Annotated in this window: 13 protein-coding genes; 4 read left to right on the top strand and 9 right to left on the bottom strand. The window is 46.3% G+C overall.

Annotated features, from left to right (window positions below):
* The 4 genes from PLH26_RS12630 to PLH26_RS12615 form a co-directional block, all read left to right on the top strand.
* The coding region (locus PLH26_RS12630) for a proton/sodium-translocating pyrophosphatase (RefSeq protein ID WP_324586385.1) at window positions 1-1,231 on the top strand (1,231 nt) is incomplete at its 5' end.
* Between the two features lie 466 nt (window positions 1,232-1,697).
* Complete coding sequence (locus tag PLH26_RS12625; RefSeq protein WP_324586384.1) at window positions 1,698-3,395, top strand: T9SS type A sorting domain-containing protein; 1,698 nt, start codon at window positions 1,698-1,700, stop codon at window positions 3,393-3,395.
* A 372-nt stretch (window positions 3,396-3,767) separates the two neighbouring features.
* Entirely contained in the window at window positions 3,768-4,148 is a 381-nt protein-coding gene (locus PLH26_RS12620; RefSeq protein WP_324586383.1) for a BlaI/MecI/CopY family transcriptional regulator, read from the top strand.
* A 15-nt stretch (window positions 4,149-4,163) separates the two neighbouring features.
* Window positions 4,164-6,293, top strand: a complete 2,130-nt coding sequence (locus PLH26_RS12615; protein ID WP_324586382.1) for a M56 family metallopeptidase — start codon at window positions 4,164-4,166, stop codon at window positions 6,291-6,293.
* A gap of 200 nt (window positions 6,294-6,493) precedes the next feature.
* On the opposite strand, the gene PLH26_RS12610 is transcribed toward PLH26_RS12615, so the two are convergent.
* The 9 genes from PLH26_RS12610 to PLH26_RS12570 form a co-directional block, all read right to left on the bottom strand.
* Window positions 6,494-8,098, bottom strand: coding sequence for an SLC5 family protein (locus PLH26_RS12610; protein WP_324586381.1), 1,605 nt, complete (start codon window positions 8,096-8,098; stop codon window positions 6,494-6,496).
* A 145-nt stretch (window positions 8,099-8,243) separates the two neighbouring features.
* Window positions 8,244-9,020: a hypothetical protein gene (locus PLH26_RS12605; RefSeq protein WP_324586380.1), complete on the bottom strand. Its 777-nt coding sequence runs from the start codon at window positions 9,018-9,020 to the stop codon at window positions 8,244-8,246.
* Window positions 9,017-9,724, bottom strand: a complete 708-nt coding sequence (locus PLH26_RS12600; RefSeq protein WP_324586379.1) for a PIG-L deacetylase family protein — start codon at window positions 9,722-9,724, stop codon at window positions 9,017-9,019. Before PLH26_RS12600 ends, PLH26_RS12605 begins: the two co-directional genes overlap by 4 nt.
* A gap of 13 nt (window positions 9,725-9,737) precedes the next feature.
* The gene (locus PLH26_RS12595) at window positions 9,738-10,418 is read right to left on the bottom strand and encodes an RraA family protein (protein ID WP_324586378.1); all 681 of its coding nucleotides are present in this window, start codon (window positions 10,416-10,418) and stop codon (window positions 9,738-9,740) included.
* 43 nt (window positions 10,419-10,461) lie between these two features.
* Window positions 10,462-11,613: a mandelate racemase/muconate lactonizing enzyme family protein gene (locus PLH26_RS12590; RefSeq protein ID WP_324586377.1), complete on the bottom strand. Its 1,152-nt coding sequence runs from the start codon at window positions 11,611-11,613 to the stop codon at window positions 10,462-10,464.
* Window positions 11,614-11,640: 27 nt separating this feature from the next.
* Window positions 11,641-12,636 carry a zinc-dependent alcohol dehydrogenase gene (locus PLH26_RS12585; RefSeq protein ID WP_324586376.1) on the bottom strand — a complete coding sequence of 332 codons (996 nt, stop codon included), beginning with the start codon at window positions 12,634-12,636 and terminating at the stop codon, window positions 11,641-11,643.
* On the bottom strand, window positions 12,636-13,508 hold the full coding sequence (locus PLH26_RS12580) for an amidohydrolase family protein (RefSeq protein WP_324586375.1): 873 nt from the start codon (window positions 13,506-13,508) through the stop codon (window positions 12,636-12,638). Before PLH26_RS12580 ends, PLH26_RS12585 begins: the two co-directional genes overlap by 1 nt.
* Before the next feature lie 25 nt (window positions 13,509-13,533).
* On the bottom strand, window positions 13,534-14,919 hold the full coding sequence (locus PLH26_RS12575) for a GH39 family glycosyl hydrolase (RefSeq protein WP_324586374.1): 1,386 nt from the start codon (window positions 14,917-14,919) through the stop codon (window positions 13,534-13,536).
* A 39-nt stretch (window positions 14,920-14,958) separates the two neighbouring features.
* Window positions 14,959-15,542: hypothetical protein (locus PLH26_RS12570; protein ID WP_324586373.1), on the bottom strand; the 584-nt coding region annotated here is incomplete at its 5' end.

The following is a 15,542-nucleotide window of genomic DNA, read 5'->3' as shown; positions in this document are numbered from 1 at the left end:
GGCTTCCATTGGACTGGTATATTATATTTTACCCGAAACCATGTCGCTCCGCGGGCAGGAGTTTACCAAATGGGGAGTGTTGGGGGCTATTGGCGTGGGGCTTTTAGTAGGAGCCTTAATGAGCATTATTACAGAATATTACACAGCAATGGGCAAAAGGCCCGTACTGTCTATTATACGTCAGTCGTCTACCGGTCATGCCACCAATGTAATTGGCGGTTTGGCTGTAGGGATGGAATCTACATTTCTTCCTATACTGGTACTGGCCGGCGGTATTTGGGGTTCTCACGAGCTCGCCGGCCTATACGGGGTAGCGATAGCTGCTGCAGGCATGATGGCCACAACTGCTATGCAATTGGCCATTGATGCATTTGGCCCTATTGCAGACAACGCAGGCGGCATAGCGGAAATGTGTGAATTGCCTAAAGAAGTACGGGAAAAAACAGATGTGCTGGATGCGGTTGGGAATACCACAGCCGCTACAGGCAAAGGTTTTGCGATAGCCTCCGCCGCATTAACTGCGTTGGCTTTGTTTGCGGCTTTTGTGGGGGTTGCAGGGATAGACGGTATTGATATTTACAATGCAAAAGTACTGGCTGCTCTTTTTGTTGGGGGAATGATCCCGTTTATATTCTCATCTCTGGCCATCCGTGCGGTTGGAGAAGCTGCCATGAGCATGGTGGAAGAAGTTCGCCGCCAGTTCCGCAGCATTCCGGGTATTATGGAAGGCAAGGGAAAACCCGAATACGATAAATGCGTTGCCATTTCCACAGAAGCTTCCATAAAGAAAATGCTGTTGCCCGGAGCCATAGCCATTGTTTCTCCGTTGATCATCGGCTTTTTGGCGGGGCCGGAAGCGCTGGGCGGCTTCCTGGCAGGCGCAACCGTAAGCGGTGTACTGATGGGTATGTTCCAGAATAATGCCGGCGGCGCCTGGGACAATGCCAAAAAATCTTTTGAAAAGGGCGTAGAGATCAATGGTGAGATGTTTTACAAAAAGTCTGAACCGCATAAAGCATCGGTTTCGGGAGATACAGTAGGCGACCCGTTCAAGGATACTTCAGGACCTTCTATGAACATCCTCATAAAACTGATGTCAATTGTTTCGCTGGTAATAGCGCCTACCCTGGCCGACATATACAATACCAAAACAGAACAGACGGTCATTGAAAAAAAGCAGGCTACCGAACTGGTAACCACAACAAACACGACCCTGACTACACCAGATTAGCTTTTTATTTGAATATTCAGCAACCAGGTTTCGCTCTCAAAAACCTGGTTGTTTGGTTTTCAAACAGTTCCGTTATGCCGAACGGAATAATTTATCATTAGGTAATGATCAGCCAACTCCGGAACCCGTATTTTCCAATGCCTGGTATCCAATCTCATTAAAGCGATTAAATCATAATATTCAGAACCTACAGGCTTTATTGTGCGTTCTGCGTACTTCTACCCAATAATTCTCATAGAAATTTTACGTACATTTATTTTTGAATGAAGAAGATTAGTATCTTCACACTCTATCCTTTATAATTAAGATACCAAGTCCTGTCGCATAAAATCATTTCATTTCAATCTCCTATTAAATTCTCCTTTGAAACCCCGCTTTGTCAATCTTTCCGTTAGTCCCGTGGATAGCCATTAAAGGTTTAAGTTCCGGAAAAACATTTTCATCAAGCACATAAACATGCATGTTCATGAAATCAACTCTACTTCTTATTTTATCCACATTGATCACTACAGTTGCTGCGGCGCAATATGAAATACCTTCGGGAAATCTTGACCCCGGTATTACCCACAGCGATGAACCAGATGACGGCACTTTAGTTCTGGGTATTACAAATCGTTTGGGTGGTGTTCGGTACAATCACACGAACAGGCTGTTTACCGTAAATAACAATACAGGCTGGCTCACACAATTTAACTACAGGGCCTTCCCGGAACCTTTTGGAATGACAAGCACCAATACCGATTATTTTCTATATCAGGGAACCAATGAAATTGCAGGAGACGGAGGTATCATTGTGTTTGATACTGTTCACTTCAACATTGGCGCAGGCAATACCATGCATATTACCAACTACCACGAGGGCACTTTTTTAAGCCCATATGGGGAAGTATCAGGTGGCATTATGATTGGCAGAGCCCTATATTTTAATAATGGCATAACCACCACCAACAGGATAAATCCCGTACAAGGCGCCATTGTATTTATAAACAATGCCTTTTATGACGGCGGATTGACAGATGCCCAACACGTTGATGGATTTGTTAGCGAGACGAATTATCCGGACGGGGACAATCTGCCCCTGGGGCATGGCGGCGATTTTACTTTCCCGGTAGGCAACGGTTCCAATATTTACCAGGTAAGAAGACAGGGCACTTTTACAGACCCGGACCATATTCTTACCGTGGGCTGGGTAGATGGAGATCCAAACAATACTGCAGATCCCACCCCAAGCTCAGGTTTTGATTATAATCCAACAGCATTAAACTATCGCCCTCCGGGTATCGCGGGTATTGCAAAGGAAGGCTTTTGGGACTGGCACTACCAGGAAGCGATACCTTCTGAGCCTGCAGAATACAATGGAGTAGCAATGATCGAAGATCAAACCATCACCGTTTCAATTCCCGACTTAAGCAACTACCCGGGATTGCAGGCCGGCGATCTCCGGCTATTGGGATTTGATCCGCGTCTTACAGAATTTAAATGGATAGACCTAAGCACAGGTAGCGGGTTACCTGCTCCATATGCAAACGGAATAAGCAAAGGCTCTACGTTACAGGGCATTATTCCTGCCGGACAGGTAATTTCAGCACTGGCTATCGGCAGTACCAATAATATTATTCTCCCTGTTACCTTTACTTCCTTTACGGTTAAGGCAGACGGCTGCAAAGCACTATTGGAATGGCAAACAGGCATGGAGCAGAACAACAGCCATTTTGTGGTGGAACGCAGCAGCAACGGGAATGAATTTACCGCCATCGGCCGTGTCGGCGCCGTAGGCAACAGCAATAGCCTCAATACCTACCGGTTCACCGACGAAGCTCCTGCCGGCGGCGTTAATTATTACCGTATCAGGCAGGTAGATTTTGATGGTAAACATTCAAGCACCGATATAAAGGCCGTACGTATACAATGCAACGGAAATGCGGTAGCCCTGAAAGCATATCCTAACCCAGCCGCCAGCCAGGTGAATATCCGGAGTGGCAAAGCAGTAGCCCAGGTAAATATAGTGGCCAGCAACGGGCAAACTGTAATGAAATATATACCATCGCAAAACCAGGGTGGCACCTTCTCCCTGAATATACAACGCATTCAAAAAGGTATTTATCTGTTACAGGTGGTGAATAAGGATGGCACCATTGATGTAATTAAACTGCTGAAACAGTAAGCCAATTACAATGCTACAGAGGTCAAAGGTGAAAACGAACATTTTCACTTTTGACCTTTTTTTCTATCGCTGGTTCATTCGTTGGTTCATCTTAAAAAAAGGGGTTCCCGCCCATTTATATACGAACTGTTCAGAACAACCCCGAAGAAAGCTTTTTTTGTGCCGGGGCTGTCTCAAAAGTTATGTTTTGCCACAAAGACCTGCCTGGACCGGACGGGGCAGGCAGGTCTTTGTGGCATATCTTCTATACCCGCCTTTTGAGACAGCCGCTTCGCGGCGCACCTTGCACCACCCAAATTTTTGCAAAAAATACGGCATCGCTTGGTTAGTTACGAATGAACTCGTATATTCGATACGAAAAAAATCGTATACATGGCACAACAAAAAACAATAAGGCCTACGGAAAGTGAACTTGAAATTTTGCAGGTGCTTTGGGCTAAAGAAAATGCAACGGTAAGAGAAGTACATGAAATTTTATCGGTCAGCAAAGATGTGGGATATACCACCACGCTTAAACTGATGCAGATCATGCACGAAAAAGGACTGGTGAGCAGGAACGATTCCTCAAAAACGCATATTTACCAGCCGGTAGTAAGCCGCGAAAAAACACAGAAACATTTTGTAGGCAAAATGATAGATAATCTTTTTTCGGGCTCACCGGCTCAACTGGTGATGCAGGCCCTGGGCAACCATAAAACCAGTCCCGATGAACTGGAAGAAATACAGAAATTACTTAACACGCTGAGAAAGTAATACAAAAACGTTCCCATGAATTTGATCTATCAGTCACCATTTTTAATTGCGCTTGGATGGACAATAGCTGCCAGCATATGGCAATCGGCCCTGCTGTGGCTGTTTTACCAGGCAATATGCAGCGTGCATCGCCATATATCCCCCGCACGCAAACATTTTATTGCCTCCCTGTTGCTATTGGGCTCCTTTGGCTGGTTTAGCATTACACTGGCAAACAAATACAGTGAAATAATAAAGCTGAATGAATATTTATCCGGGTTGAATACCAATGCTGCAACCCCGGCCTATTCGCCGGATATCCTGTTTTCCCACAATGGCTTAACAGATTTTGCCAATCAATACCTCCCCTATATTTCAGCAGCCTATCTTATTGTATTGCTGCTGCTCTCAGTAAAATTAATAAACGCTTACCTGCATTCGAAACAACTAAAAACAACAGGGCTGCTCCCAATAAACGAACATTGGATCAATCTGGTAAATAAGTATGCCCGTAAGATCGGGATCGTTAAAAAAGTGAATATCCATCTCAGCCGGTATATCAGCGTTCCTGCCACCCTAAACTTTTTCAAACCTGTTATCCTGCTTCCTTTAGCAGCGTTTAACCACCTTACGCCGCAACAGGTGGAATCTGTTATTTTACACGAGCTGGCGCACATCAAAAGGAATGACTACCTCATTAATATTATGGCATCTGTAATTGAAACTATCCTCTTCTTTAATCCGTTTGTTCATCTTCTGGGCAAATCATTAAAAAAAGAAAGGGAACATTGTTGCGATGACTTTGTGCTGCAGCACCGTTTCGATCCGCACAGCTATGCCTCTGCCCTGCTGTCGCTTGAACAACTGAGGGTAGGAATGCAACCCTTGGCAATAGCCGCTACAGGCAGGAACAACTATCAATTGCTTGGGCGGATAAAAAGAATAATGAATGTAAATACTACCCATTTTAACTATGGACAAAAATTACTGGCGCTTGTTTTAATGGCTTTTATAATGATCTCGGTAGCATGGCTTTCTCCTTCCCCGCAAAACAATACTGCAGCAAGCCGGGCTGGAGATATTTATAATGATGAAGCCAAATCTAATCCTGCCGGCACCATCCTGCCTGGAAGCGAAATAAAAACAGCTCCTGTACAGAAAACTGTAAATGATACGCCTGGTGCAACCCGCAGCAATAAAAACAACAAGACTGCCGCCCCCCGCTCCGGCAAAGATCAAAATGATTTCCCGGCACCTACAAACGGGTCCCCACTGTTACCACTGGCTCCTCATCCGCCGGCATCTCCCCTAACTCCGCCGCCCCCTCCCTCCCATACCGGCACAGAAGACGGGGCTGCCATGACTATACTGCCATCGCCTGCTATTGGCAGTGACATATACATTTCCAATGATTTTGCAGACGATGATGCCAGATGGAAAGCTGAGGAATGGCTGAATGCCCTTCCGGGCCTGAAGAAACAAGGGAACAGCAAAAAAATATCATTCAACGATCTTGCATTGTTCATGGATGCTTCTAAAATAAAAATCTTTCAAAACAACCAATTATTGAACCGGGAGCAATGGCAGGATTTATTAAAACAGCTTAACGAAATACAAGTTCAGTATGAAAACGCCGGCATTGAAAACCTACAAGCCAAACGCAGGACTGTTGAAAAAAAAGCAGCAAACGGTTCACACAAAGACCGGGCTATGGAAAACCGTACTGAATTATTGTTTTTTGATCACTTGAAAGATGGCATTCCGGATATAAAAAAGATGTTTTCTGAAGAAAAATTAAAATTAGACAGCATAAGGAAAGTATCGGTTGAACTGGCTGAAAAGCAAAAAGAAATATGGTTAGAACAGGCAAAAGAGCAAAACGATGCAAATGAAAGAAATGCTATAGGCTTATATGAATTTATTGTACGGGTTGAAAACCATGTTAATTTGCATCCTGTTGCAAGTGGCAGCCTACAAAAAAATATTGATGTGATAACAAATACAGAAAAGGAATTGGTTAAAAACCAGACAGAAAGGAACCACAGCCATTCCGGCAACCGTTCATTTTCATTCACCATTGCAGCATCCGGTAAAGCCGCCAGGCAAAAACCTGTTCACCGCTCAGTGAATACCGGAAAAAATCCACTACGGGTTGTTTCATTATAAAAGTTGATCGACTCTGATTATATTATACTGTTTCGCTGTGGAATGCTCCGCTGTGCCAAGTCTCCTGACCATAAGTGTTCGAAATCCATAAGCGTTCGAAATTCCGCTGCGCGAAGTCTCCTGACTTCGCACTTACTATGTTCTCCGGAGACTATGTCTCCGCTGTATAAAAGAAGCAATATCAACAAATCTTCAACCCCTTACCAAAACCGCCAGTAAATATAACACCAGGCTATTGCATACAGGATAAGCCATAATTTAATACTTTGCCACCAGGATCTTTTTTTAGCACCTTCTTCGAGGGTGCTGATCCAGGAGAAGCGCCATAGAAAAGGCTTTATCTGCTCTTTTGCCGGGGGTACAGTATTTAGTGAAACTACCGCGATCAGCAGCATCGTCAGTGCCTGTGCAACAGCGCCCACGTATAACCAGTGGAGTTGTATACCTGCTGCCAGCAAGCCAAGCGCAAGCATGATCTGGATAAAGACACCCCCGATCAAACCCGCAACGGCCCCCGCATAACTGGTTCTTTTCCAGAAAATACCCATCAGCAGCACAGAGATGAACGGCGTAGCCATATAGGTAACACCTGTTTGAAAATATTTGAACAGCCCTATACTGCCTACCAGTGGGGCCACCAAAGAAGATATCAATAAAGCAGCGCCTCCCGAAACCTGTCCTGTAGTGATCAATTCCCTGTCTTTGGCATTTTTGCGGATGAATTTTTTGTATACATCCAGTGAAAAAATAGTGGCAATTGAGTTGGAGAGCGCACTTACAGTAGACATTACCGCGGCAAAAAAGCCGGCCAGTATAATGCCTTTCAATCCAGATGGAGCAAAAAGTTCCAGCGCTACAGGAAATGCACGATCCTGGTTATCGGGCAATAAGGAAGGACCCTGTTGCATAACATCTAACCAATGATACACAATTAAGCCCAGCAGGCAGGTCACCAACGGGCGGATGATATTTATGAACCCCGAAAAAATAAGTCCCATTATGCCATCCCATGTGCTGCGGGCCGAAAGAATACGCTGGATCATAACCTGGTTGGAAGACTGGTAAAATAAAAAAACGCCAAACGATGCAAGAATGAGCCCGGCAAACGGCGCTTCAGGATCAGAAGGCGGCTGATAAAGATGAAAGCGTTCCGGTGCAGCCGCAACCATTGCATCCCAGCCACCCGGAATTTTATCCAACGCCACAAAGTAAAAGATCACCCCTCCTCCTATCAGCATCACGCATTGAATGGCATCCGTCCACATCACGGAGCTCAAACCTCCCAACAAAGTATAGCTGGCCGTAACCAGCACAATGCCTGCCATTACATAGCCCTGGTTCCATCCTGTTAGCTCACTGAGCGTAATGCTGCCGCCGTATATAACAGGCGGCAGAAAAACAAAAACATAACCGATCAGTATCACAAAACTATAAATAGCGCCACAGGCGGGACCAAAGCGCCGGTTCAGCAGATCAGGCACCGTCATTATTTTATTCCGCAAATACAGGGGAATGAAAAATACCATCATTAGTAAATAAGTAGGCAATGCCCACCATTCCCAGTTGGCAATCGCCAGTCCGCCTTTGTAAGTAGCGCCAATGGTACCCACGATCTGTTCGCTTGATACAGAGGTAGACACAAATGCAGCACCGATGAGGTACCACGGCATATTCCCTGATGCCAGGAAATACCCTTCCGTGGTTCTTTTTATTTTACCCGCGGCCATTAAACCAATAATAACTACCAGCAATGTTTCTCCAACAATGATGAGGATATCCAGCAACGAAAGATGAAAATTTTCCATAAGAACAGGGCAAGCTGTTAAGTGTTATAAAGTCCTTTTTGTGAAAGGTGAAAAAACAAAAGTGAAAAATTTTTCAGTTCTCACCTCTCACTTTCGACCAAAACAGGTCCATCAAGATCAACTGTGCATTCACCACTTCCATCCGTCACAACAATCGCCAGCGTTGCAGGTGACTGGCAGATTGACCCGGTGCAACAAATATTCTTTCGCTCAATGTTTCCAGCTCCGCAAAATCTGCGCAAACAAATACTTCCGTATTGCACCCGTTATCAACACATGCTTCAGGGATGGATAACCCGGGACTGTCAATAATCAATGTTCCCTGCTGCTGAACAGCGGTAAGCACCGGGTGTTCGCAATGCCATCCGGCTTTTCCCCTGAAGTTACCCGGCTTTACTGTTACCTGTCCGTTCAGCCGCTGCCATTGGGCAGGATCCGTTCCCGGCCAAAAATGAATACCCGGCGTAGTGCATGAAGCGAGTAACTGCGCAGAACGGGGAACACAGGTAATGGCCCATAAAGCTCCTGTCCATTCTTCATGTCCATTGTTTTCAAGCATATGCCGTATTTCAAAACCTTCTTGCCCGGACATTGCCCCGATTAATAAAGTAAGCTTAATGCCATCGGGCCTTTGTTGAGCGGAGATATGCAGGGCTGAATCAATAATTTTAACATCGCAAGGTACATTATCCGGGTAATAGCTATCATCATTTTCAGGTGCAGTGGTAAACCGGTGCCCTCCGTATATACGCCATTCGCCCACGCGGAAATCCGTACCATCTTCATATAAAAGATTGCTATCACCTGCACGGCTAAGCGAAAGTATGCGCGGACCTGCGGATATGCCAGCGACCAGTTCGTATTGATCAACGCTGCATTTTACCGCATCCCAGCCATTCCATTTGATGAATGTAAAGTTCATGGTAAAACCCGGGTCGTTAATCCTCTCTGAAACGCATCCATACGGGTAAACCCTTCTGCATACAGGCATCCGGCGGCCAGTCCGCGAAACCGTGCCTGCACTTCAATCATATCAAACAAATTTGTATTTGCCAATTGCTGCATGGCCTGAAACTGGCTTTTGTGACAAGCCAGCATTTCTTTTTTTGTTTCAAATACTTCCGTGATATCAACGTATTCCGTGGGTAAAAACCCAATTCCCCCAAGGTTATCCATAAAGTATAGCTGAGCGTGTGCGAAACGGCAGGCAGGCAAAGATTGCCCCGGGATATGTGGAAGTCCTTTCTGAAAGTACGCATCGAAAATCAATTGTCCTACATATCGGTGGTCGGGGTGATAATCATTAGGCGAGTGGGTAAAAATAATATCCGGATCGGCTTCCCGTAATATATCAATCATGATCATGCGCTGTTCACGATCGGGAAAAACATGCTCGTCCATCACTCCGCCCCAGATTACCTTTGCACCAATAACAGCCGCTGCCGCACGGGTTTCTTCTTCCCTCATCTTTCCCAGCTCGGCAGGAGCTATCACCGCATCGCCCATACTGCCATCTGTAAAAACAGCCATGGTAACCCGGTGACCTTCTCTCGCATAACGGACAAGCGTACCTGCGCAAAGGATCTCCGTATCATCGGGATGGGCAACTACACAAAGAATATTCATATACTATTGTTGATTAGAGCACACCATAACGGTCATACACTGCTCTGAGTGAATCACCATTCAGTAAATCTATCCTAGACTGATCTTCCTTGAACACTTTTTCATAAGCCATGTCAAGCACTTTATCTTCAATATCACGGGGAACCACCACGATACCGTCGAAGTCGGAAAATATCAGCTCACCGGGATTTACCACCACTTCACCGCAACGTATGGGCACATCGTATGCCATCACCCGTCCGCGTCCCAAACTATCCAGGGGGCGGATGCCGCCATAGAAAACAGGGAATTTCATTTCAATGATTTTTTTGCAGTCCCTGATCATGCTGTCGCAAATACAACCCACAGCTCCGTTACGCCTGGCAATTGTACTCATCAATTCTCCCCATGGTGCATTGGTGCCGGCATAATCGGTTGAGTGCACTACCACATCTCCTTTTTTCAGCGAATCTACCGCCTCAATCTCCAAACTATACGGATCGTCCTCAATATAATCCGTTTCCATCCAGCGATACGTTCTTGCCCGGCCCACGATCGTACAATTGTCCGCATCCAGTGGCCTTAAGCGCTGGTGCATCGCCTGGTTTCTATAGCCCAGGATATCCAAAACATCGCAAACTATAGCTACATACAGGTTTTCCTTTATCCATTTAAATTTTTCTTCGTCGGTAGTTCGTTTAATTTTTGTTTCCATGTTAAAATATTATTTGATGAGATGTTTCAGCGTTATTAACTGATTAAAGATTTATACAAAAACGTTTCACTGCAGCTTCATTTATTTCAATACCCAAACCCGCACCTTGCGGAACAGGAATATATCCTTCCGCATCCATTTGAACAGGGTTTTGGATCACTTCCCTGAGCATGGGGTTATCGCTCACATTGTATTCGAGAAACAGGGATCTCGGCAAAACAGCATTCAGGTGAAGACTGGCTGCTGTTAATAAATCTGTGAGCCAGGCATGCGGACAAACATCCACACCTGCATGTTCAGCTTCCCATATAATTTTCCTTGCCTGGGTAAATCCGCCGCAGCGCGAAAGGTCGGGCTGTACAACATCAATGCCTCCACGCTGGATCAATTCCCTGAACCCCCAGGCGGTAGCTTCCTGCTCGCCTGCCGCCAGCCGTGTTTTAACCCCGGCAGCTTTTACTTTTCCATAACCATCGTATGATTCAGGGTGGAGAAAATCTTCGAGCCAGAAAATATTATAGGGTTCCAGCGCACGACACAACTCAATAGCATTGTAAGCGCTCCTGTTTACCATCCACCCGGGATCAATCATCAATTCAATATCCGGCCCCAGCGCTTCTCTTGCCGCTGCCACCAATTGTATATCCTGCTTAGGATTTTGTCCAAATACGCCCCAGCCAAATTTAACCGCCGTAAAGCCACGCTGCACATAAAACGCACATGCCGCTTTCATCGCATCAGCAGTTGGTCTAAAAAGCGTGGAAGCATATGCACGAACTCTATCCCTTCTTGCGCCACCCAGTATTTTATATACCGGCCGGTCAATGGCTTTGCCTATAATATCATGACAGGCAATATCAAAACCCGATAGCACCTGCATGGCTACTCCCCTTCTCCCAAAGTAAATAGTGCCCCTGTAAATTTTGTCCCACAGCCGTTCCACATCAAAAGGATCTTCGCCTATAACCAGTGCCCGCAATCCTTCAAACACCCCCGACCCGCTTTCGGGCGCATTTACTACCGCTTCACCCACATGCGGCGAAGTTTCCACATCCGACCAGCCCGTGATGCCTTCATCGGTGCTCACTTTCAGCAAAAAGCAATGCTTTACGCCTCTTGCTTCGTCACTCCCCGCCGGGTTGGTGATCTCGAAAGGTGATTGAAGGATAAATGCTTCTACATCGGTAATCTTCATAAATACTTTGAATGTTAGTTTTTTTAACTAATCAAATACCAGGGCAACTTTCAATGCCCTGCTGTGCCCGTTACGGGCCAAATCAAAAGCTTCTTCCCAACGATCAAAAGGAATATGATGTGTAATGATATCTTCCAGCGCCAGGCTTTCTTCGGTCAGGCATTGGAGTGATTCATCTATTTTATTTTCGTCATTACATGCGCCAACCACTTCTAACTCTGAAACATGGATATTAAAAAGATTCAGTGCAACAGGTTCCTGAACCGTGCTGAAAACAACCAGCCGCCCGCGGGGCCGCAGCGCCTGCAAGCAGGTTTCAACCGCGCTTGCAGCACTTACCGCCAATATCGCCACATCAACAGATCTTTCTTTCACAGTATCCACTATTTCCACCCCCGGTATCATCTGAAGCCGGAAATGTTCCCGGCCCGACACCAGTACACGGGCTGCTCCCGCCCTTTGTGCGAGGCGCGCAATAATATTTCCAAAAGGCCCATCGCCGGCCACCAGCACTGTTTTCCCATTCATATCGCCCGAACGCGATATCGCTTCCAGGCACACCGCCACCGGCTCCAAAAGCGCGCCCAAAGGAAAAGATATATTATCCGGAATAGCCCGCACCCGATCGGCCCGCTGAACAAAATATTCTGCGAAGCAACCATCACGGTCAATGCCGAGATGCCCCATACGCGAACAAAGATGTTCTAATCCGCGCTTACATTCGTCGCAAGTCATGCAGGGCACAACAGGATGTGCCGCTACACGGGTCCCGGGTGCATAACCCATTATATCAGATCCGCAGGCAACCACCACGCCTGCACCCTCATGCCCCATTACGCGGGGATATTGTATTCCAAACGGGTTGGATCTTATATCATGTAAATCGGAAGTGCAAATGGTAGCCGCTTTCGTCCTGATCAGCACTTCATCTGCCCGAGGAACCGGCACAGGAACATCTACCTTCACCAGACGGTTAAGTCCCTGTAGCTGCAACGATCTCATATATAAAAAGGGATCCGCCATTATTTTGATAGGATTGGATTTGGAAGTGCAAGCAATTCGAGCGTATTGCGATGAATGATACCTTCAATGGCTTCAGCCGGTACAGCAGGCAAACCGCTTTGGGCTACAACGTCATTAAGGTTCCTTATTCTTTCCAAAGAGCTGCCCGTAGTGGTAAACGGAAAATCGGAACCGAACAGTACTTTATGCTGCGCTCCGTACTCCACCAGCAACCGCATGGAATTATAAAATTGCCATGGGCGGTAGTACAAAGCAGATATATCGGCATATACATTGGCATGCCTGCGGATGACCGCAATGGTTTCCCCCTCCCAGGGATGCCCGAGGTGGGCAAGCACCATCTTCAGGCTGGGAAAATCAACCGCCACCGCGTCAAAATGAACCGGGCGCGAATAATCGAGCCGTGTACCGCTAACGAATGAAGTGCCTGCATGAAACAGGACGGGCAGGCTATGCTTTACACAATACCGGTATATATTGTAATACCGCGGGTCCTGCGGATGCACATCCTGGTAAAGTGGCGCAAGCTTAATCCCAACGGCCCCCAATTGGCGGTGACACTTCTCCAACTCATCCATATAATTTTCCTGCAGCGGATCAATAGAAGCAAAAAACAACAACCTGCCGGGCGCTTTTGCTACATGTGCCGCTACCATTTCATTGGGAATGTTCCAGCCGGTTGCCGAGGCCTGCAATCCAAATACAACAGCCACATCAGCAGCCTGCGTGGTTTCAAGATGCCTCTCTTCCACATTTCCCCATACAGCAGGATCAACGCCACACCGCACCAGGTCGGCATCCAGCTTCGGTCCAAAGTGCAGACCGGCGTCAAAAACATGTGTATGGATATCTACGATCATAACCAATTTCAATATAACCAATTTACAGAGAAAGCCGTTATTCGAGCGACCAGTAATGAACCGCCCAGGGCTCTAATGTTAAGGTCAAAGATTGTGTGCCTTTTTTGATCTGAACAAAAGGATCGGGACGCAGGCGCTGATTTTCCTCTAACCCCGATCCGCCTGCATCCAATACAATATGACGAACCCGCATATCTTTGGGGAGATCGTTGAGGCTTACCTTTACGGTTGCCGGCTGATCCGAAAAATTCCAAAGCATCATATTGTGCATTCGCAACTTAGGATCATGCGTTGCAAAACCATGTATTTTATCGCTTGAAGAAGTAACGGCTAACTTATTGCCTACCATCCTCGACAGCAATTTGAACGTATAGTACGCCGGCCGTAACTGGTTTTGATAATCAATCAGGCCGCTGAATTGCGCCTGCCTGTTCCACCACCGCGTCATAAATGCTGTTCCTTCCGGAGAGTGTATCCGGGAAAATGTTTCAAACGAAACATACCAGTCGCGGATTTGATAATAACACGACCAGTCTAATCCCACATCTTTCATTTGCCAGATGGTTTCGGCTACATAGCAGGGTTGAAACCTGGGATCAAGCGGGGGATTGAACAGATCCATATTCCATTCATTCATGATGGTTTCCGCTTTGATGCCCGGATACTGCGCAACGAGGTTTTTCACATATTCAATCTGCCCGCGAATAGCGGTTGGACTATTATTGTAGTTATGAAAAGAAACAAAATGCAATGGTATTTTTTCAGCAGAACAAACGCGAAGGAGTTCAGGCAGGATTGGCGATTTATAATATGCCAGCGCCGGGCCGCCAACTTTTGCGTTGGGATCGGCACGAAGGATAGCAGCTACCGTGTGTTTATAATACCGCGCATAGCTTTCAGGTTTGAACCGGTAAGGCGTGCCGCCATCTTCTCCGATATCCACTTCATTACCCACTTCCCAATAGGTGATGCCGGCGCCCTTATCAAGATAATGCTTTACCACATCATGCACAAACTGTTCCCACCCCGCATAATCATTGGGCTCCACAATATCCTGGTCTATTCCCGGGAAAAACAATTTGGGCTTCAAACAAAAACTCATGAAAGGCTTCGCTCCCGTTTGCAGGATATTAGCCACCATGCTATCCAGCGTAGTAAAATGATACTTTCCTTTTTCCGGGATAACATTATAGTACTCACTTACAAATAACCTGATGATGGCCGGATGCAATGCTCTTATTTCCGTTACCCGGCTGGCCAACATAGGCTCTTCCGATAAGCCACCCTGGCCTAAGGCCATGCGCTCCATGTTCATGGGACCGAGACTTTTCCCAAACTCCACTTTTACATTTGTGGCTTGTGCGCACACCTGCATACAGCCAAAAATGTAAAAGGATAAAAGAAGTGAGCTTATTTTCAACATGGTAATGTTTTGATGGCTGATTAACAGCGGCGAATGATATTAATATTTTGCTGAAATGACATAGTTTCCCGATGGCGCAGGAATACTGATATACTCTTTTTTTACATCAAAGTTTTTCCAGCGTTTCCCGTTCACTGCTACCGATCTGATCCTTTTGCCATCCGGATGCCTGAACCTCACCAATAATTGTTTGGGAGGATTACGGTCGGTCGTAACAATTTCCGCTTTTATTTCATTACCGGCATTTACCCCGTCAATGGTGAAAGATATGTTCCCAAAATAAGTTGGCGCGTCCTTCACTTCAATTTTTTTTCCATGCTTCAGCCAGTCGCGTGGAATGGCCTGACCGATCATCAGCGTATCGTTGCCCCACTCGTTAATGAGCATTCTTCTGTAAATTTCAAACCAGGCCCCATCCGTACTTGGCGGGCCATAATATTGCCCCCATGCCCAGCGATGTTCCAGCGAAGTGAACTGTTGGTGTGAGAACCCGCAGGCCATCAGGCTGTAAAATGCGCGGATAACCGCTTTGGGCTCATCCCTTAAAAGATAGGCAGTTGCCTGCTGAACATATACCGGCTCATTGGCAGCGCCCTGGTTTTTAAAGAACAGGTTGTCTTCAT

The sequence above is a fragment of the Agriterribacter sp. genome (genome assembly GCF_035444585.1).
Classification (GTDB): domain Bacteria; phylum Bacteroidota; class Bacteroidia; order Chitinophagales; family Chitinophagaceae; genus Agriterribacter.
Note: the sequence above shows the minus strand (reverse complement) of the source record. Positions and strands in the feature narration are given on the sequence as shown.

Coding starts and splice junctions, on each gene's coding strand:
- PLH26_RS12625 (WP_324586384.1), top strand. CDS start 1,698: ATGAAATCAACTCTACTTCTTATTTTATCCACATTGATCACTACAGTT.
- PLH26_RS12620 (WP_324586383.1), top strand. CDS start 3,768: ATGGCACAACAAAAAACAATAAGGCCTACGGAAAGTGAACTTGAAATT.
- PLH26_RS12615 (WP_324586382.1), top strand. CDS start 4,164: ATGAATTTGATCTATCAGTCACCATTTTTAATTGCGCTTGGATGGACA.
- PLH26_RS12610 (WP_324586381.1), bottom strand. CDS start 8,098: ATGGAAAATTTTCATCTTTCGTTGCTGGATATCCTCATCATTGTTGGA.
- PLH26_RS12605 (WP_324586380.1), bottom strand. CDS start 9,020: ATGAACTTTACATTCATCAAATGGAATGGCTGGGATGCGGTAAAATGC.
- PLH26_RS12600 (WP_324586379.1), bottom strand. CDS start 9,724: ATGAATATTCTTTGTGTAGTTGCCCATCCCGATGATACGGAGATCCTT.
- PLH26_RS12595 (WP_324586378.1), bottom strand. CDS start 10,418: ATGGAAACAAAAATTAAACGAACTACCGACGAAGAAAAATTTAAATGG.
- PLH26_RS12590 (WP_324586377.1), bottom strand. CDS start 11,613: ATGAAGATTACCGATGTAGAAGCATTTATCCTTCAATCACCTTTCGAG.
- PLH26_RS12585 (WP_324586376.1), bottom strand. CDS start 12,636: ATGGCGGATCCCTTTTTATATATGAGATCGTTGCAGCTACAGGGACTT.
- PLH26_RS12575 (WP_324586374.1), bottom strand. CDS start 14,919: ATGTTGAAAATAAGCTCACTTCTTTTATCCTTTTACATTTTTGGCTGT.